At 69.7% G+C, this 18,169-nt stretch carries 10 protein-coding genes, 1 tRNA gene and 1 rRNA gene; 1 reads left to right on the top strand and 11 read right to left on the bottom strand.

From position 1 onward, the window contains the following. Window positions 1-75 precede the first annotated feature (75 nt). From AB0D93_RS40685 to AB0D93_RS40650, 8 genes are all read right to left on the bottom strand, one after another. Window positions 76-450 carry a helix-turn-helix transcriptional regulator gene (locus tag AB0D93_RS40685; RefSeq protein ID WP_030178264.1) on the bottom strand — a complete coding sequence of 125 codons (375 nt, stop codon included), beginning with the start codon at window positions 448-450 and terminating at the stop codon, window positions 76-78. Between the two features lie 109 nt (window positions 451-559). Continuing rightward, window positions 560-1,105, bottom strand: a complete 546-nt coding sequence (locus tag AB0D93_RS40680) for a CinA family protein (RefSeq protein WP_362131548.1) — start codon at window positions 1,103-1,105, stop codon at window positions 560-562. Further along, complete coding sequence (pgsA, locus tag AB0D93_RS40675) at window positions 1,102-1,860, bottom strand: CDP-diacylglycerol--glycerol-3-phosphate 3-phosphatidyltransferase (RefSeq protein WP_362131545.1); 759 nt, start codon at window positions 1,858-1,860, stop codon at window positions 1,102-1,104. Before pgsA ends, AB0D93_RS40680 begins: the two co-directional genes overlap by 4 nt. Continuing rightward, on the bottom strand, window positions 1,857-3,329 hold the full coding sequence (rimO, locus tag AB0D93_RS40670) for a 30S ribosomal protein S12 methylthiotransferase RimO (RefSeq protein ID WP_362131542.1): 1,473 nt from the start codon (window positions 3,327-3,329) through the stop codon (window positions 1,857-1,859). The genes pgsA and rimO overlap by 4 nt, the downstream gene beginning before the upstream one ends. Before the next feature lie 95 nt (window positions 3,330-3,424). Beyond that, window positions 3,425-4,270 (bottom strand): helix-turn-helix domain-containing protein, encoded by an 846-nt coding sequence (locus AB0D93_RS40665; RefSeq protein ID WP_362131539.1) that lies wholly within the window; start codon window positions 4,268-4,270, stop codon window positions 3,425-3,427. A gap of 276 nt (window positions 4,271-4,546) precedes the next feature. Continuing rightward, a complete protein-coding gene (locus AB0D93_RS40660) occupies window positions 4,547-7,297 on the bottom strand; it encodes a DNA translocase FtsK (protein WP_362131537.1) in 2,751 nt (916 codons plus the stop codon). A gap of 124 nt (window positions 7,298-7,421) precedes the next feature. Further along, window positions 7,422-8,102 (bottom strand): response regulator, encoded by a 681-nt coding sequence (locus tag AB0D93_RS40655; protein ID WP_361257754.1) that lies wholly within the window; start codon window positions 8,100-8,102, stop codon window positions 7,422-7,424. Window positions 8,103-8,400: 298 nt separating this feature from the next. Further along, window positions 8,401-13,860, bottom strand: coding sequence for a HAMP domain-containing protein (locus AB0D93_RS40650; protein ID WP_362131532.1), 5,460 nt, complete (start codon window positions 13,858-13,860; stop codon window positions 8,401-8,403). A gap of 409 nt (window positions 13,861-14,269) precedes the next feature. Here AB0D93_RS40650 and AB0D93_RS40645 point away from each other — a divergent pair, with 409 nt between their 5' ends. After that, window positions 14,270-17,029: a SpoIIE family protein phosphatase gene (locus AB0D93_RS40645; RefSeq protein ID WP_362131529.1), complete on the top strand. Its 2,760-nt coding sequence runs from the start codon at window positions 14,270-14,272 to the stop codon at window positions 17,027-17,029. 52 nt (window positions 17,030-17,081) lie between these two features. On the opposite strand, the gene AB0D93_RS40640 is transcribed toward AB0D93_RS40645, so the two are convergent. From AB0D93_RS40640 to rrf, 3 genes are all read right to left on the bottom strand, one after another. Next, window positions 17,082-17,157 (bottom strand) — tRNA-Thr (locus AB0D93_RS40640). Between the two features lie 84 nt (window positions 17,158-17,241). Further along, window positions 17,242-17,904, bottom strand: a complete 663-nt coding sequence (locus tag AB0D93_RS40635) for a DegT/DnrJ/EryC1/StrS family aminotransferase (protein WP_362131552.1) — start codon at window positions 17,902-17,904, stop codon at window positions 17,242-17,244. Window positions 17,905-18,019: 115 nt separating this feature from the next. Then, window positions 18,020-18,136 (bottom strand): 5S ribosomal RNA (gene rrf, locus AB0D93_RS40630). Window positions 18,137-18,169: the final 33 nt, after the last annotated feature.

Here is an 18,169-nt window from a genome sequence, read left to right as displayed (position 1 = left end):
GGCTGCTCCAGGTCTCCCTGGAGCAGCCGGCCGGGGCTTCAGTCGTATCGGGGTGTCAGGCCGCGTGCGCGTAGGTCACGCGGCTACCACGTCCACTGCCTCCGCGGGCGCCTTGATGGTCACCCGTTCCGGTGGCACACCGGTCACCGACACGGAACCCAGCATCGGACGGACCGGCGTGGGCACGGGTTCGGTGGCCGCGGCGGACTGGGCCAGTTCGGCGAGCGCCAGCTCGTCGCTCACCTCTCGCATGAGTTCCGACATCCGTACGTCCAGCGCGTCGCAGATGGCGGAGAGCAGCTCGGAGGAAGCCTCCTTCTGCCCCCGCTCCACCTCGGAGAGATAGCCGAGTGAGACTCGGGCGGACGAGGAGACTTCGCGCAGAGTACGGCCCTGGCGTTGGCGCTGCCGACGCAGCACGTCACCCAGCAGGCGACGGAGCAGAATCATCGGTGGCTCCCTCCTCGGACCGCGTAGCCGCATCCTTCTCGCCCCACCGTACCGCCTTGCGCCGCGGCCGTGCGGGGAGCGATGTCGTGTTCACTCAGGGCTGCAAACATCAAAACCCCCCGTTCCGTTCCGTATCCTGTGCCCGCTCATTCCCGGTCTGTTCGCCCGCAAGCTGCTCGAGGAGCACTGCGAGTACGCTCCGTACACTCTCCATACGGATTTCCGCACGGCTGCCGTTCAACCGCAGGGCTTCCACTTTTCCGCCACCGGCGGAACCAGGGAGGCCGGTGAGCGGCCCGTCGACGGCCACGAAAACCGTCCCGACGGGATGGCCGTCCTGCGGATCGGGCCCGGCCACTCCGGTGGTCGCGATGCCCCAGTCGGCGCCCAGAGCCTTCCGTACTCCGGCCGCCATCTGGCCCGCGACCTGCGGATCCACCGCTCCTCGCTGCGCCAGCAGGGTGGCGTCGACGTCCAGCAGCTCGTGCTTCAGCTCGGTGGCGTAGGCGGTGACCGAACCCCGGAACACCTTGGACGCTCCGGGGACCGAGGTGATCTCCGCCGCCACCAGGCCACCGGTGAGCGACTCCGCGACGGCCAGGGTCTCGCCCCTCACTGTCAGTAGTCGCACCAGTTCGGTGGCCCGTGAGCTCACGCTTCCTTCTCCTCCAACGCTGCCGCGCGCTCGGCGATTCCCTGCCTGCGCAGCACAATGGCTTGTCTCACATAGTCGAGACCTGTGACGACGGTGAGGACGACCGCCACGGCCATCACCCAGAACCTCAACGTGGCCAGCCACCCCGTCAGCGCCAGGACATACATCCCGACCGCCACTCCCTGGGTGAGGGTCTTCAGCTTGCCCCCACGGCTGGCCGGGATCACGCCGTAGCGAATGACCAGAAAACGCAGCAGCGTGATGCCGAGTTCCCGGCCGAGGATCACGGCCGTCACCCACCAGGGCAGATCGCCCAGGCCCGACAGACAGATCAGCGCCGCCCCCATGATCGCCTTGTCGGCGATGGGGTCGGCGATCTTCCCGAAGTCGGTGACCAGGTTGTAGGTGCGCGCCAGATGTCCGTCGAACAGGTCGGTGATCATGGCGATCGCGAAGGCCGCCCAGGCCAGCGAGCGCCAGGCCGGGTCATAGCCGCCGTTCGCCAGCATCAGCGCCACGAAGCCGGGCACCAGGACCAGCCGCAACATCGTCAGCAGATTGGCGACGTTCCAGACGCTGGCCTGGTTGACGGCCGCGGCCGCGATCTTCCCGCCCCGCGCGGGCCTGCCGTCACCGTCGGGACCTGGGGCAGTACCGGAGACCTCGGACCGGGCGCCGTCGGCAGCGGCGGCGGGACCCCGGGCGCCGTGCGCGCCGGAGGAGCCACCCGCGGCGGATGCCGGGACTCCGGTCATCTGCCCGCCTCCTCACTACACGCGAGCGAGCCGGTCAGCGGCTCGGCCACCAGGTCGACACCTTCCGTACCGACCACCTTCGCCTCGACCATACGTCCGACGCTCAGGCCTGCGCCGCTCGTGAGCAGAACCTGGCCGTCGGTCTCGGGCGCCTGGTGGGCGGCACGGCCGTAGACACCTTCTTCCTCGTCGACGGACTCGACCAGGACCCGCACGGTTGCGCCCACGCGCTCCTCGGCGCGCTGCGAGACGAGTTCCTCGGCCAATCGGGAGACCCGCGCCAGGCGCTCGGCCACGAGGTCCTCGTCGAGCTTGTGGTCGTACGTCGCCGCCTCCGTGCCCTCCTCGTCGGAGTAGCCGAAGACGCCGATGGCGTCCAGGCGGGCGCCGTTCAGGAAACGCTCCAGCTCGGCGAGGTCCGCCTCGCTCTCGCCGGGGAAGCCGACGATGAAGTTGGAGCGCACACCGGCCTCGGGCGCCTTGCTGCGGATCGTGTCGAGCAGTTCCAGGAAGCGGTCGGTGTCCCCGAAGCGGCGCATGGCACGCAGCACGTCCGGCGCCGAGTGCTGGAAGGACAGGTCGAAGTACGGCGCGACCTTGGGGGTCGAGGTCAGGACGTCGATGAGCCCCGGGCGCATCTCGGCCGGCTGCAGGTAGCTCACCCGGACCCGCTCGATGCCGTCGACCTCGGACAGCTCCGGCAACAGGGACTCCAGCAGGCGGATGTCGCCCAGGTCCTTGCCGTAGGACGTGTTGTTCTCGGAGACCAGCATGATCTCCTTCACGCCCTGCTCGGCCAGCCAGCGGGTCTCGTTCAGCACGTCGCTCGGGCGGCGGGAGATGAAGGAGCCGCGGAAGGACGGGATGGCGCAGAAGGAGCAGCGCCGGTCACAGCCGGACGCGAGCTTCACCGAGGCGACCGGGGAACCGCCGAGGCGGCGGCGCAGCGGCGCGCGGGGGCCCGAGGCGGGCGCGAGGCCCTCCGGGAGGTCGGCGGGGCCGTGCCCGGGCAGTGCGACGGAGGCGGCCGACTCCTGCCGCTCGGCCGGGCTGATCGGGAGCAGCTTGCGGCGGTCGCGGGGGGTGTGGGAGGCGTGGATGCCCCCGGACAGGATGGTCTGCAGGCGGTCGGAGATGTCCGCGTAGTCGTCGAAGCCCAGGACGCCGTCGGCCTCGGGCAGCGCCTCGGCGAGCTCCTTGCCGTACCGCTCGGCCATGCAGCCCACCGCCACGACGGCCTGGGTTCTCCCGTGATCCTTGAGGTCGTTGGCCTCGAGGAGGGCGTCGACGGAGTCCTTCTTGGCGGCTTCGACGAAGCCACATGTGTTGACCACGGCGACGTCGGCGTCCGCGGCGTCCTCGACGAGCTGCCAGCCGTCCGCCTCCAAACGGCCTGCGAGCTCCTCCGAGTCCACCTCGTTACGGGCGCAGCCGAGTGTGACGAGTGCGACGGTACGGCGTTCAGGCATGGACTCAAGACTACTTTGTCTCACTGACAGCCCACGTCGACGGGGTTGGCCGATCTTGGCCGATCCCGTCACACCAGCTCTGCCCCAGGGGCGTCTCAGCCCGCGACCGGGTCGCCCTTCGTGTAGGTGAGGCGCTCCACCTGGCCCGCCTGGAAGTTGTCGTCGATCTTCTTGCCGTTGACGTACAGCTCGATCGCGCCGGCGTCGCCGAGGATCAGGTTGATCTTGGAGCTGTCCTGGAAGGTCTTGGAGTCGCCCTTCTTCAGCAGCCCGTCGAAGAGCATCCGGCCGTTGTGGTCCTTGGCCGAGATCCAGCTGCGCCCATTGGGTGCGCTGACCTGGACGGTCACCTTGTCCTGGGGCGCGGCGGCGATGGCGCTGTCGGAGGGCGCGGCGCTCGGCGCGGCGGGCTTGTCCTTCGTCGGGCTGGGCGAGGCGGACCTGCTCGCGGAAGGCGTGCCGCCGCCCTCGGCGACCTGCGACTTCGCGTCGTTCCCGGAGCTGCCGCTCTTGACCGCGGTGAAGCCGACGAAACCGATCACCACGACGATCGCGGCGACCATGGCGGCGGTCCAGTTCGGTCCGCGGCGCTCGGGCCGGATCCGCTCGGCCTCGAACAGAGGTGCCGCGGGGGTGGGGGCGGGACGGCCGCCGTGCTCCGCGTCGTACTGGGCGATCAGCGGCGCGGGATCGAGGTGGACGGCCTTGGCCAGCGTGCGGAGGTGCCCACGGGCGTAGACATCGCCGCCGCAAGGGGCGAAGTCGTCCGCCTCGATGGCATGGATGATGGCGGTACGCACACGAGTGGCAGTGCTGACTTCGTCCACGGTGAGCCCGGCCGCGATCCGCGCCTGCTGCAGCGCGCGGCCCACGGAGGCGCGGGCTTCCTGGGACTCGTCTGGGAACGGACGCTCGTCTTCAGGGGAGTTACCGATGGACACGGGGGCGCCTTTCGAGCGTGTAGCCACCTGTGCTGGAAGCTCAGTCTAGGGGGGGTACGAAAGGGTGGGGCAACCGGGCGGTGGGACTTTGTACACCATAGGTATGGCCGGACAGTCCTATGGTTCGACAGGCAGGTACCCCATGGTGGGACGCCCAACTGTCCTTTCGCTCAACTGGACGTACGAAGAAGGGAAACGGTTGCTCGCGGATCTCTAACGGGTGGATCACGGCATGCCCCACCCGGCGTAACCGGGGTCCTCCGGACGGCGCGTTGCCTACCCCTCAGACTCCCCGCGAATCACCGCGAGCACGCCGTCCAGGTCGTCGGGCTTCACAAGAACGTCACGTGCCTTGGAGCCCTCGCTCGGCCCCACGATGTTGCGGGACTCCATGAGGTCCATGAGCCGCCCCGCCTTGGCGAAGCCCACGCGCAGCTTGCGCTGCAGCATGGAGGTCGACCCGAACTGCGTGGAGACGACCAGCTCGGCCGCCTGGCACAGCAGGTCGAGGTCGTCGCCGATGTCCTCGTCGATCTCCTTCTTCTGCTTGGTGCCCACCGTGACGTCGTCCCGGAAGACCGGCGCCATCTGGTCCTTGCAGTGCTGGACGACGACCGCGACCTCGGCCTCGGTGACGAACGCGCCCTGCATACGGGTCGGCTTGTTCGCGCCCATCGGCAGGAACAGGCCGTCGCCCTTGCCGATGAGCTTCTCGGCGCCGGGCTGGTCGAGGATGACCCGGGAGTCGGCGAGCGAGGAGGTGGCGAAGGCCAGCCGGGAGGGCACGTTGGCCTTGATCAGGCCGGTGACCACGTCCACCGACGGGCGCTGGGTGGCGAGCACCAGGTGGATGCCGGCGGCGCGCGCGAGCTGCGTGATGCGCACGATCGCGTCCTCGACGTCGCGCGGGGCCACCATCATCAGGTCGGCCAGCTCGTCCACGATCACCAGCAGGTACGGGTACGGCTGGAGCTCGCGCTCGCTGCCCTCCGGCGGCTTGACCTTGCCCTCGCGGACGGCCTGGTTGAAGTCGTCGATGTGCCGGTAGCCGTAGGCCGCGAGGTCGTCGTAGCGCAGGTCCATCTCGCGTACGACCCACTGCAGCGCCTCGGCGGCCCGCTTGGGGTTGGTGATGATCGGCGTGATCAGGTGCGGGATGCCCTCGTACGCGGTCAGCTCGACGCGCTTGGGGTCGACCAGGATCATCCGGACGTCCTCCGGGGTCGCCCGCATCATGACCGAGGTGATCAGGCAGTTGATGCAGGACGACTTGCCGGAGCCGGTGGCACCGGCGACCAGCATGTGCGGCATCTTCGCCAGCGAGTGCATGACGTACCCGCCCTCGACGTCCTTGCCGAAGGCGACCAGCATCGGGTCGTCGTCCTCGGCGGACTCCGCGAGCCGCAGCACGTCGCCGAGGTTGACCATCTCGCGGTCGGTGTTCGGGATCTCGATGCCGACCGCGGACTTGCCGGGGATGGGGCTGATGATCCGGACGTCCGGGCTGGCGACGGCGTACGCGATGTTCTTGGTCAGCGCGGTGATCCGCTCGACCTTCACGGCGGGGCCGAGCTCGACCTCGTAGCGGGTCACCGTCGGGCCCCGGGTGAAGCCGGTGACGGCGGCGTCGACCTTGAACTCGGTGAAGACCTGGGTGAGCGAGGCGACGACTGCGTCGTTTGCCTCGCTGCGCGCCTTGCCGGGGCCGCCGCGCGTGAGGAGGTCCAGCGACGGCAGCGAGTAGGTGATGTCCCCGGAGAGCTGCAGCTGCTCCGCGCGCGGGGGCAGGTCGCGCGGCTCCTCGGGGGCCTTCTTGGTCAGGTCGGGGACGATCCCGGTGCCGAGCTTCTCCTGCTTGGGGCGCGCTGCCGGGACCGCCGACGGCGCGGGAGCCGGAGCGGACGCGGGAGTCGGTACCGGGGTCGGCACCGGCGTGGTCTCCTCGCGGTCGCCGACGCTGACGCCCTGGGTGAGGTCGGCGACCAGCGGGGAGGGCGGCATGCCGTGCAGCACCGCGCCGTCGAGCGCGGCGGCGGCGGCCGCGGCGACGTCCACGGCGTCCATCCGGCGCTGCGGATCCGGCTGGGGCACCGCGGACCGCCTGGGGCGGCCACGGCGCTGCGAGAGGGCTTCCTCCTCCGCGCCGTCGGGGTCGTACGCCTTGGGGGCGGACGAGCGCTTACGGGGGCGCGCGGGCAGCGCCTCGCGCCACTGCTCGTCATAGCGCTCGTCGTCCCCGGTGAACTCCTCCGCCTCGTGGTCGTGCAGCACGCCCAGGCGGACGCCGAGCGCCCGCAGCCGCTGCGGAATGGCGTTGACCGGAGTGGCGGTCACCACGAGCAGACCGAAGACCGTCAGCAGCACCAGCAGGGGGACGGCGAGGACCTCGGTCATGGCGTACGTCAGCGGGGTGGCCGCCGCCCAGCCGATCAGGCCGCCGGCGTCCCTTATGGCCTGCATGCCGTCGCTGCGCGCGGGCGAGCCGCAGGCGATGTGGACCTGCCCGAGCACACCGATGACGAGCGCGGACAGGCCGATCACGATCCGGCCGTTGGCCTCCGGCTTCTCCGGGTGCCGGACGAACCGTACGGCGATCACCGCGAGCAGTATCGGGACCAGCAGGTCGAGCCGGCCGAAGGCGCCGGTGACGAGGATCTCCACGAGGTCGCCGACGGGGCCCTTCAGATCGGCCCAGGTGCCCGCCGCGACGATCAGTGCGATGGCGAACAGCAGCAGCGCGATGCCGTCCTTGCGGTGGGCCGGGTCGAGGTTCCTCGCGCCCTGCCCTATGCCGCGGAAGACGGCGCCGACGGCGTGCGCGAGGCCGAGCCAGACGGCGCGCACGAGCCGGTACACGCCCCCCGTGGGGCTGGGGGCCGGCTTCGGCGCCGCCTTCTTGGCCGGGGCCTTCTTGGCGGGCGCCTTCCTGGCCGCCGCCTTCTTTGCTGCGGCCTTCTTCGCCGGAGCCTTCGCGGGAGCAGCCTTCTTCGCGGGCTGCTTCTTGGCTGCGGAGGGACGTGAGGCCATGGGTGTGAGGTTACCGGGGGAGACGACAGCGGACACGTGTGCCCACAGCTTCACCCGTTCGTGTCGCCCTTGCGGAAGACCGGAACTGACGCGCGCTCATGGGCAACGGCCGCCTCGGTGTACGTCAGTTCTGCGCCGGCACCGACGAGCCGCCGGGGCCGGTACCCGGCTCCAGGGCGTCGAGCGCGCGCCGCAACCCGGTGAGTTTGCGCTCCAGATGGGCCGCCGTGGCCACCGCGGCCGCGTCCGCCGAGTCGTCGTCCAGCTGCTTGGACAGGGCCTCGGCCTGCTCCTCCACGGCCGCGAGCCGCGCGGACAGCTCGGCGAGCAGCCCGGCGGACTCCTTGCCGCCGACCGCGCCCTTGCCGCCGCCCTCCAACTGCAGCCGCAGCAGCGCCGCCTGCTCCCGCAGCTGGCAGTTCTTCATGTACAGCTCGACGAACACCGAGACCTTCGCCCGCAGCACCCACGGGTCGAACGGCTTGGAGATGTAGTCGACCGCGCCCGCCGCGTAACCCCGGAAGGTGTGGTGCGGGCCGTGGTTGATCGCCGTGAGAAAGATGATCGGGATGTCCCGGGTCCGCTCGCGCCGCTTGATGTGCGCGGCGGTCTCGAAACCGTCCATGCCCGGCATCTGGACGTCCAGCAGAATGACCGCGAAATCGTCCGTGAGCAGTGCCTTGAGTGCTTCCTCCCCGGACGATGCCCGCACCAGCGTCTGATCGAGCGCAGAGAGGATCGCCTCCAGCGCCAGCAGATTCTCCGGCCGGTCATCGACCAGGAGGATCTTGGCCTTCTGCACCATGGCCCGCCCTCCTCGCCCCGGCGGTACACCGGGCGCCGCCCCAGGGGACGACTCCCTTTCGCCGCCCGTCCTTGTGCCGGTCATCGTAGCCGCACCCCGCCTGTCGCCACACCCTGTCACCGCGATGTCACTGTGCACATAGCGGAAACGCGGCGGGGGTCGGGATGGTTCCCGGAATCCCGCATTCCCATACGTTCGCAGCCACCTTAAGTCGTACGTTCGCGGTCACCTCAAGTGGGCAACTCCCGACCCACGCCAAGGGTTCCCCGGTTGTTCACATCCCGGTGCGCCGACCTCGTCACTTACCCCCCATCCACTGCTGCATCACGGCCAGCAGATGATCCGGGTCGACCGGCTTGGTCACGTAGTCGGAGGCACCGGACTCGATCGCCTTCTCCCGGTCGCCCTTCATCGCCTTCGCGGTCAGGGCGATGATCGGCAGCCCGGCGAACTGCGGCATCCGGCGGATCGCCGTGGTCGTCGCGTACCCGTCCATCTCCGGCATCATGATGTCCATCAGCACGACCGCCACGTCGTCGTGCTGCTCCAGCACCTCGATGCCCTCGCGGCCGTTCTCGGCGTACAGCACCGAGAGGCCGTGCTGCTCCAGGACGCTGGTCAGGGCGAACACGTTGCGGATGTCGTCGTCGACGATCAGCACCTTCTCGCCGCCGAACCGCACCCCGCGCGCGGACTGCGGCGCGCCCTCCTGCTCGGGCACCGCCACCCACTGCTCGGACCGCTGCTCGCCCTGCGGCAGCCCCCGGCGCCGGCGCCGGAAGAGCGCCGCGGGACCGTTCTGCGTCTCCCGGTACGACTTCACCTCGGCCGGGGTCTCGATCTCCGCGGCGGACAGCTCGGAGGACGGCTTGGCCTCCGAGGCCAGCAGCTCACCGGCGCCCAGCGGCGGCACGGACTGCTGGTAGCCCTGCGGCGGCAGCTCGCTCGGATGCAGCGGCAGGTACAGCGTGAACGTCGAGCCACGGCCCGGTTCGCTCTGTGCGTGGATCTCGCCGCCGAGCAGCTGCGCGATCTCCCGGGAGATCGACAGGCCGAGGCCGGTGCCGCCGTACTTGCGGCTCGTCGTGCCGTCCGCCTGCTTGAACGCCTCGAAGATCACCCGCATCTTGCTGGCCGCGATGCCGATACCGGTGTCCGTCACCGAGAACGCGATCAGCGGCCCGTCCGGATCGGTCAGCGAGCCGGCCTCCAGCAGCTGCTCCCGGACGCCCACCGGCACATCCGCGCCGGCCGGCCTGATCACCAGCTCCACCGACCCGGAGTCGGTGAACTTCACCGCGTTCGACAGCAGGTTCCGCAGCACCTGCAGCAGCCGCTGCTCGTCGGTGTGCAGGGTCGCCGGCAGCTCCGGCGAGACCCGTACGGACAGATCCAGGCCCTTCTCCGCGGTCAGCGGCCGGAAGGTGGCCTCCACGTAGTCCACGAGCTGGACGAGCGCGATACGCGTCGGCGAGACGTCCATCTTGCCCGCCTCGACCTTCGACAGGTCGAGGATGTCGTTGATCAGCTGGAGCAGGTCGGAGCCCGCGCCGTGGATGGTCTCCGCGAACTCCACCTGCTTCGGCGAGAGGTTGCCCTCGGCGTTGTCGGCGAGCAGCTTGGCCAGGATCAGCAGCGAGTTGAGCGGTGTGCGCAGCTCGTGCGACATGTTCGCGAGGAACTCGCTCTTGTAGCGCATCGACACCGCGAGCTGCTCGGCGCGCTCCTCCAGGACCTGCCGGGCCTCCTCGATCTCGGTGTTCTTCACCTCGATGTCGCGGTTCTGCCGGGCCAGCAGCTCGGCCTTTTCCTCCAGTTCGGCGTTGGAGGCCTGCAGCGCCTTCTGCCGGTTCTCCAACTCGGCCGACCGCTCCCGCAGTTGCTCGGTCAGCTCCTGCGACTGCTTCAGCAACTGCTCGGTCTTGGTGTTCACCGAGATGGTGTTGACGCTCGTCGCGATCATCTCGGCGATCTGGTTGAGGAAGTCCTTCTGGATCTGCGTGAACGGCGTGAAGGACGCCAGCTCGATCACGCCGAGCACATTGCCCTCGAAGAGCACCGGCAGCACGATCACCTGGGCCGGCGGGGCCTCGCCGAGCCCGGAGGAGATCTTCAGATAGCCGCTGGGCGCGTTCTCCACCAGGATCGCGCGCTTCTCCTGGGCCGCCGTGCCGACCAGCGCCTCACCGGGCCGGAACGACGTCGGCATGGAGCCCATCGAGTAGCCGTACGAACCCAGCATCCGCAGCTCGTACTTCTCCTCGCCGTCCTCGGCGTTCTTGCCCTCCATGAGGGGCATCGTCAGGAAGAACGCGCCGTGCTGCGCGGACACCACCGGCGTCAGCTCGCTCATGATCAGCGAGGCCACGTCCTCCAGGTCCCGGCGGCCCTGCATGAGGCCGGAGATGCGGGCCAGGTTGCCCTTGAGCCAGTCCTGCTCCTTGTTGGCGATCGTGGTGTCGCGCAGGTTGGCGATCATCTTGTTGATGTAGTCCTGCAGCTCCTGGATCTCGCCGGACGCGTCGACGTCGATCTTCAGGTTCAGGTCGCCGCGGGTCACCGCGGTCGCCACGCGCGCGATGGCACGCACCTGCCGGGTCAGGTTCCCGGCCATCTCGTTCACCGACTCGGTGAGGTCACGCCAGGTGCCGTCCACGTCACGCACGCGTGCCTGACCGCCGAGCTGTCCCTCCGTGCCCACCTCGCGGGCCACGCGCGTGACCTCCTCGGCGAAGCTGGACAGCTGGTCGACCATGGTGTTGATCGTCGTCTTCAGCTCGAGGATCTCGCCGCGCGCGTCAATGTCGATCTTCTTCGTCAGGTCACCCTTGGCGATCGCGGTGGTGACCATGGCGATGTTGCGCACCTGGCCCGTCAGGTTGGACGCCATCTGGTTCACGGACTCGGTGAGGTCCTTCCAGGTGCCGGCCACACCCGGCACGTGCGCCTGGCCGCCCAGGATGCCGTCCGTGCCCACCTCACGGGCCACCTTGGTGACCTGGTCGGCGAACGAACTCAGCGTCTTCACCATGATGTTGATGGTGTCGGCGAGCTGCGCGACCTCACCACGCGCCTCGATCGTCACCTGACGGGTCAGGTCGCCGTTGGCGACGGCCGAGGCGACCTGGGAGATGTTCCGCACCTGCATGGTCAGGTTGTTGGCCATGAGGTTGACGTTGTTGCTGAGGTCCTTCCAGATACCGGTGACGCCCGGCACGTGCGCCTGGCCGCCCAGAATGCCCTCGGTGCCCACCTCACGGGCCACCCGGGTCACCTGCTCGGCGAAGCTGGACAGCTGATCGACCATCGTGTTGACCGTCGTGACGAGCTCGAGGATCTCGCCCTTCGCGTCAACAGTGATCTTCTTCGACAGGTCACCCTTGGCGACCGCGGTCGTGACCTCGGCGATGTTGCGCACCTGGATGGTCAGGTTGTTCGCCATGAAGTTCACCGACTGCGTGAGGTCCTTCCAGGTGCCGGAGACACCCTGCACCTCGGCCTGACCGCCGAGGATGCCCTCCGTACCCACCTCACGGGCCACACGCGTGACCTCCTGGGCGAACGACGACAACTGGTCCACCATCGTGTTCAGCGTGTTCTTCAGCTCCAGGATCTCCCCGCGCGCGTCCACGGTGATCTTCTGGGACAGGTCACCGCGCGCCACCGCGGTGGCGACCTGCGCGATGTTGCGCACCTGGGCCGTCAGGTTGCCGGCCATGCCGTTCACGGAGTCGGTCAGATCCCGCCACACACCGGCGACGCCGGGCACCTGCGCCTGACCGCCGAGCCGGCCCTCCGTACCCACGTCCCGCGCGACCCGGGTCACCTGGTCGGCGAAGGCGGACAGCTGGTCGACCATCGTGTTGATCGTGTTCTTCAGCTCGAGGATCTCGCCGCGCGCGTCGACGTCGATCTTCTGCGACAGGTCGCCGTTGGCCACCGCCGTCGTCACCTGGGCGATGTTGCGCACCTGGGACGTCAGGTTGCCGGCCATGAAGTTGACGGAGTCCGTCAACTCCTTCCACGTGCCCGACACGCCGTCCACCCGGGCCTGACCGCCCAGCCGGCCCTCCGTACCCACGTCCCTGGCCATCCGCGTGACCTGGTCCGCGAAGCTCGACAGCTGGTCCACCATCGTGTTCACGGTGTTCTTCAGCTTGAGCATCTCGCCGGAGACGTCCACCGTGACCTTCTGCGAGAGGTCACCGTTGGCCACCGCCGTCGTCACCTGGGCGATGTTGCGCACCTGACCGGTGAGGTTGCGGAACGCCGTGTTGACGGAGTCGGTCAGGTCCTTCCAGGCACCGGCCGCGCCGGGCACCTGCGCCTGACCGCCCAGCTCGCCCTCGACACCGATCTCCCGCGCGACCCGCGTCACCTCGGCACCGAACGCCGACAGCTGGTCCACCATCCCGTTGACGGTGTTCTTCAGCTCCAGCATCTCGCCGGCCACGTCGACCGTGACCTTCTGCGACAGGTCACCGCTGGCCACGGCGGTCGTCACCGTGGCGATGTCCCTCACCTGTGTGGTGAGGTTCCGGAACACCGTGTTGACGGAGTCCGTCAGGTCCTTCCACGTACCGGCGGCGCCCGGCACGTTCGCCTGCCCGCCGAGCCGCCCCTCCGCGCCGACCTCGTTCGCGACACGCGTGACCTCGTCCGCGAAGATCCGCAGCGTCTCGGTCATCTGGTTGATCGTCTCGGCGAGCTGCGCCACCTCGCCGCGCGCCGGAACCGTCACCTTCTGCGACAGGTCACCATTGGCGACGGCCGTCGTGACCTGGGAGATCCCACGCACCTGCGCGGTCAGGTTGCCCGCCATCGTGTTGACGGAGTCGGTGAGCTCCTTCCACACACCGGCCACGCCCGGCACCTGCGCCTGACCGCCGAGGATGCCCTCGGTGCCCACCTCACGGGCGACCCGGGTCACCTCGACGGAGAAGGACGACAGCTGCTCCACCATCGTGTTGACGGTGTTCTTCAGCTCCAGCATCTCGCCGGCCACATGAACGGTCACCTTGCGAGACAGGTCACCGCGCGCGACCGCCGTCGTCACCAGCGCGATGTCGCGCACCTGCGCCGTCAGCCGGTTCGCCATGGTGTTGACGGACTCCGTCAGGTCCTTCCACGAACCCGACATGCCGCGCACCCGGGCCTGCCCGCCGAGCTTGCCCTCGGTGCCGACCTCGCTGGCCACGCGCGTGACCTCGTCGGTGAACGTGGACAGCTGGTCGACCAGGTTGTTGACCGTACGGCCGACCTTCAGGAACTCCCCCCGCAGCGGATGCCCGGTGCCGTCGTCCGGCGCCTGCGTCCGCAGCTCCATCCGTGGCGAGAGATCACCCTCGGCGACCGCCGTGAGCACCCGGCCGACCTCCGAGACGGGCCAGACGAGGTCGTCCACCAGCGCGTTGGAGGCGTCGATGGCGGACGCCCAGGAGCCCTCGCAGGCGCCCGTCTCCAGCCGCTCCGTGAGCTTTCCCTCACGCCCCACCATGCGCCGCACCCGGGACAGCTCACCGGTCAGGTGGAGATTCCGGTCGGCCACCTCGTTGAAGACCGCCGCGATCTCCGACATCACGCCGTCACCCGAGACGGTGAGCCGCTTGCGGAAGTTCCCGTCACGCATCGAGACGAGAGCCGCCAGCAGCCGGTGCAGAGCAGCCGTGTCCACCTCGGTGGTGCCGCCGCGCCTGCCCAGGGACGGTCCGCCTTTCGCGCGCGTCTTCGTGCCACGCGTCGCCGCGCCAGACTCCACTGTGTCCCTCCCGGAGGGGTAGACCGTTACTGCTGTGCTCGGCCGCTTCGGCCCGGAGTGCCGGACATCGGCTTACCGGTTACTTCCGCGTACCTGTTACTGCTGCGTATTTCTGCCAGACGAGATCCGGCCACACCAGGGGCTGCTGCCCGCCGTACACGGAACACACGCAGACCGACCCGACCTTCATCAGAAGCTTGCCCAGTGTTTCACCCTGCCCGAACCAGGCCATAACAGTTCGGCAGCTTCGCACATCGTCCGCACACCCTCGGGGGTAAACACCGGCGACCGGCATCCGCTCGGACGGCGAAGGTAAGTAACCTTGCATGCGGCTGTCCAGCCGCACCGGTCCGACCGGCCTGGGCGGTGGCACGAGAACGAGCGGGCATCGGAGGGGCGGCCGCAGACCATGACCACCGGAGTCATCCCCGGGGGACAGCCCCCGGAGCCACAGCCGACGGGCGCGCTCATGCCGCAGCAGCGGAGCGAGCCGGCCGGCCACGCAGCCCTGCACGTCGACAACCGGCCGAGGAGTTCTGTGATCACCGCGCGCGCGGCCGCCACCTTCGAGCCCGTCGGGCGATCCGTCGCGACGGCCCGGTCCTTCGTCCGCGACACCCTCCAGGGCTGGGGCTTCGCCGACATCGTCGACGACGCCGTCGTCCTGACCAGCGAGCTGGTGACCAACGCGGTCGTCCACGCCGGCACACACGCGGACGTCCTGTGCCTGCGCACCGAGGACGGGGTTCGCATCGAGGTCGCCGACCGCTACCCGGAACGCGAGGTCCCCCTCCAGAACTCCGCCGCCTCGATGGGCAGCCCCGACCGCGAGGGCGGCCGCGGCCTGCAGCTGTGCGCGGCCCTGGCGACCCGCTGGGGCGTCGAGTACACGCCCACCCACAAGAACGTCTGGTTCCAGCTCAACCTCCCCGAGCGCCCGGTCGGCACCCGCACCGCCGGCCCGTCCCTCCCCGCCGACCTGCTCCCGCTGGCCGACGGCCGGGTCCGCGTCGCCGTCCTCCAGGTCGACCGCAAGGGCGCCATCACCGCCTGGAACGAGGACGCCGAGGAACTCTTCGGCTACCCGAGCAACGATGTCATCGGCAGGCCCCTGACCGAGCTGGCGGCCTGGCCGCACACCCCGGGCACCGGCACCGGCGTGGCCGAGGCCCTCCAGCTCTCCCGCTGGGAGGGCAGCTACGGCATCCGCGGCGCCGACGGCCGGGTGGCCCCGGTCTACGCCTCCCACCTCAGAGTCCGCGACACCGGCGGCGAGCCCTCCACGGTCTGCCTCCTGGTCCGCGACCACGAGCGCGCCGTCCTGCAGACGCCGCCCCGCGTCCCGGCCGGTGACCAGAGCACGTCCTCCGACGGCCAGAGCACCGATCCCTTCGAGGTGTTCATCGGCTCCCCCGCCCCGGACGACCTCGACGGCCTGCTGCAGCGCACGGTGGAGCGCGCCCGCGACATGCTCGACGGCGACTCCGCCTTCCTGCTGCTCGCCACCGACGACGAGACGGAGCTGGAGGTCCGCGCCTCCACCGGACTGCCCTCCGCCCGTCAGCGCTTCGCACGCGTGCCCGTGGAGGCCGGACCCGGCCGCTACGGCTCCGCCCGCATGCCGGCCGTCCACGACGACCTCACGTCCGTCCCCGGGGCCGTACCGCTGCTCGGCGGCACCGGTATGCGCTCCGTCGTCACGGTCCCGCTGAAGGTCGAGGGCCGCCTCACCGGCTCGCTCGGCGTCGCGGCCGAGGCACCGGGCCGGTACTCCAACGAAGAGGCGCTGCGCCTGCAGTTCGCCGCCGACCGCATCGCCCTGGCCGTCGAGTCGGCCCGCCTGGGCGAGCTGGAGCGGCTGCGCCGCGGCTCCCTGAGCTTCCTCGTCGAGGCGTCCGACCTGCTGGCCGGCACCCTGGACCGCGACCAGACGCTGGCCCTGATGGCCCAGATGACGGTCCCCACCCTGGCCACCTGGTGCGCCGTCTACACGATCGCCGACCAGGCCTCCGAACCGTATCTGTCGTACGTCCTGCACGAGGACGAGGAGCTCATCGACGGCATCAAGTCCCTGCTGTCGAAGGTCCCGCCGCCCGACCCCGTACCGACCCCCGGCGCCCGGGTGTGGACCGTCCCCGGCGAGGTGGCGCACCAGGCGGCCCTGCGCACCTCCATGCGCAGCCTCGGCCTGTCCGGCGGCCCCACGCACCGGGTCAGCTCGGGCATCGGCCCCACCCTCGCCACGGCCTCCGCCGTCGGCGGCGAGACGGTCGTCCTGCCCCTCGTCGCCCGCAACCGCGTCATCGGCATGCTGACCCTCGGCAAGCCCACGGACGAACACTTCCGCCAGGAGATCCTGGAGCTGGCCGAGGACCTGTCCCGCCGTGCCGCGCTCGCCCTGGACAACGCGCGCCTGTACTCGGAGCGCACGGCCATCAGCCAGTCCCTCCAGCGCAGCCTCCTCCCGCCCGGCCTGCCGCAGATCGACGGCGTCGAGGTGGAGGTCATCTACCGCGCCGCCGGAGAGGGCAACGAGGTCGGCGGCGACTTCTACGACCTCTTCCCGATCGGCAACGGTGCCTACGGCTTCGCCATCGGCGACGTCTGCGGTACGGGCCCCAACGCGGCGGCCGTCACCGGCCTCGCCCGGCACGCGCTGCGCCTGCTGGCCCGCGAGGGCCTCTCCGGGCCCGCGGTCCTGCAGCGCCTGAACTCCGCGATCCTGGACGAGGGCGACCGCAGCCGCTTCCTGACCCTCCTGTACGGCGAGATGCGCCCGCAGGAGGACGGCAGCGCCGAGCTGAAGGTCGTCTGCGCCGGCCATCCGCTCCCGCTGCGCCTGCGCCAGGACGGCACGGTGACGGCGTCCGCCGAACCGCAGCCGCTGCTGGGCGTGATCGAGGACCTGGAGCTGCACGAGGAGACGGTCACCCTCGACCCCGGTGACGTGCTGCTGTGTGTCACGGACGGCGTCACCGAACGCCGTGAGGGCGCGCGCATGCTGGGCGACGACGGCCTCGCCGACGTCCTCACCACGTGCACGGGCCTGACGGCGGGCGCGGTCGCGGCACGCATCATGCGGGCGGTGGAACGCTTCGCGTCCGACGCCCCCTCGGACGACATGGCGATCCTGGCGATGCGCGTCCCGGGGATCCACAAGGAGTCCTGAGCCGGCGTCAGACAGCAAGAAGGCCCCACCCGAAAGGGTGAGGCCTTTTTACTGGAGCCCCCAAACGGAATCGAACCGTTGACCTTCTCCTTACCATGGAGACGCTCTGCCGACTGAGCTATAGGGGCCTGTCGTTTCCGAGGTTTCCCTCGCGGCGACGAAGAAACTGTACCCCGAACCGGCCCGGCTTCCCAAATTCGTTCGGTACCCGCTCAGAAGGCGGGCTGGAGAAGCCCCCCAAGGGCATTGCACGCGGACACGATCCGCTGCATCTCCCGCTTGGTGAGGGAGGCGTCCACGGGCAGTGTCAGCGTCTCGTCGGCGGCCCGCTCGGTCTCCGGCAGGGACACGCACCGCCTGTACTCCGGCAGCCGGTGCACGGGCGTCTTGACCGGCACCCGGCACTCGACTCCCTTGGCCCGCAAGGCCATCGCGAAGGCGTCCCGGTCCGGCCGGCCGTTCCCCGGCACCCGCACGACGTACTGCTGATAGGTGTGCCCGTCCCCGCCGTCGGGCGTGTGTACGCCCCTGAGCTTGGCGTCGAGGTAGGCGGCGCGCTCCCTGCGCTGCGCTATCTCGTCGTACGGCGCCTCGGACTCGCCCTGCTCCAGCACCAGCACCTCGTGCCGCTGCCCGAGCGCGTGCAACCGTCCGAGGTCGGCCCACCGTCCGAAGCGGTGTACGACAACGACCGCGGCCGTACGCGTAGTTACGGCCGCCTCGACAGCGCCGGGGTCGAGGCAGTAGGTCACCGGGTCTATGTCGGCGAACACCGGGAGCGCGCCCGCCAGGGTCACGGCCTCGGCGACTTCGACGTTTCCGAAGGCCGGTACGACGACCTCGTCACCGACGCCGACGCCGGCGGCCCTGAGCATTGCAGCAGTACCCATGGGCTGGATGCTCGGCGCGCAACGTGAACGACACGTTAAGGAAAACGTAAAAAGGTCGGACCCTGAACCGAAGTTCAGGATCCGACCTTTTTGAAGAATTGTTCGGCGGCGTCCTACTCTCCCACAGGGTCCCCCCTGCAGTACCATCGGCGCTATGAGGCTTAGCTTCCGGGTTCGGAATGTAACCGGGCGTTTCCCTCACGCTATGACCACCGAAACACTATGAAACTGACAACCGGCAATGGTTGTT

Origin of the sequence: Streptomyces sp. NPDC048191 (assembly GCF_040652655.1) — a bacterium.
In the GTDB taxonomy this organism is placed as follows: Bacteria; Actinomycetota; Actinomycetes; order Streptomycetales; family Streptomycetaceae; genus Streptomyces.
The sequence above is the reverse complement of the archived record's forward strand: the minus strand, read 5'-3'. Positions and strand labels throughout refer to the sequence as shown.

Bases quoted from the DNA above. Each gene is read 5' to 3' on its own strand.
- AB0D93_RS40645 (WP_362131529.1), top strand. From the start codon at position 14,270: ATGACCACCGGAGTCATCCCCGGGGGACAGCCCCCGGAGCCACAGCCG.
- AB0D93_RS40635 (WP_362131552.1), bottom strand. From the start codon at position 17,904: ATGCTCAGGGCCGCCGGCGTCGGCGTCGGTGACGAGGTCGTCGTACCG.
- pgsA (WP_362131545.1), bottom strand. From the start codon at position 1,860: ATGACCGGAGTCCCGGCATCCGCCGCGGGTGGCTCCTCCGGCGCGCAC.
- AB0D93_RS40655 (WP_361257754.1), bottom strand. From the start codon at position 8,102: ATGGTGCAGAAGGCCAAGATCCTCCTGGTCGATGACCGGCCGGAGAAT.
- rimO (WP_362131542.1), bottom strand. From the start codon at position 3,329: ATGCCTGAACGCCGTACCGTCGCACTCGTCACACTCGGCTGCGCCCGT.
- AB0D93_RS40685 (WP_030178264.1), bottom strand. From the start codon at position 450: ATGATTCTGCTCCGTCGCCTGCTGGGTGACGTGCTGCGTCGGCAGCGC.
- AB0D93_RS40660 (WP_362131537.1), bottom strand. From the start codon at position 7,297: ATGGCCTCACGTCCCTCCGCAGCCAAGAAGCAGCCCGCGAAGAAGGCT.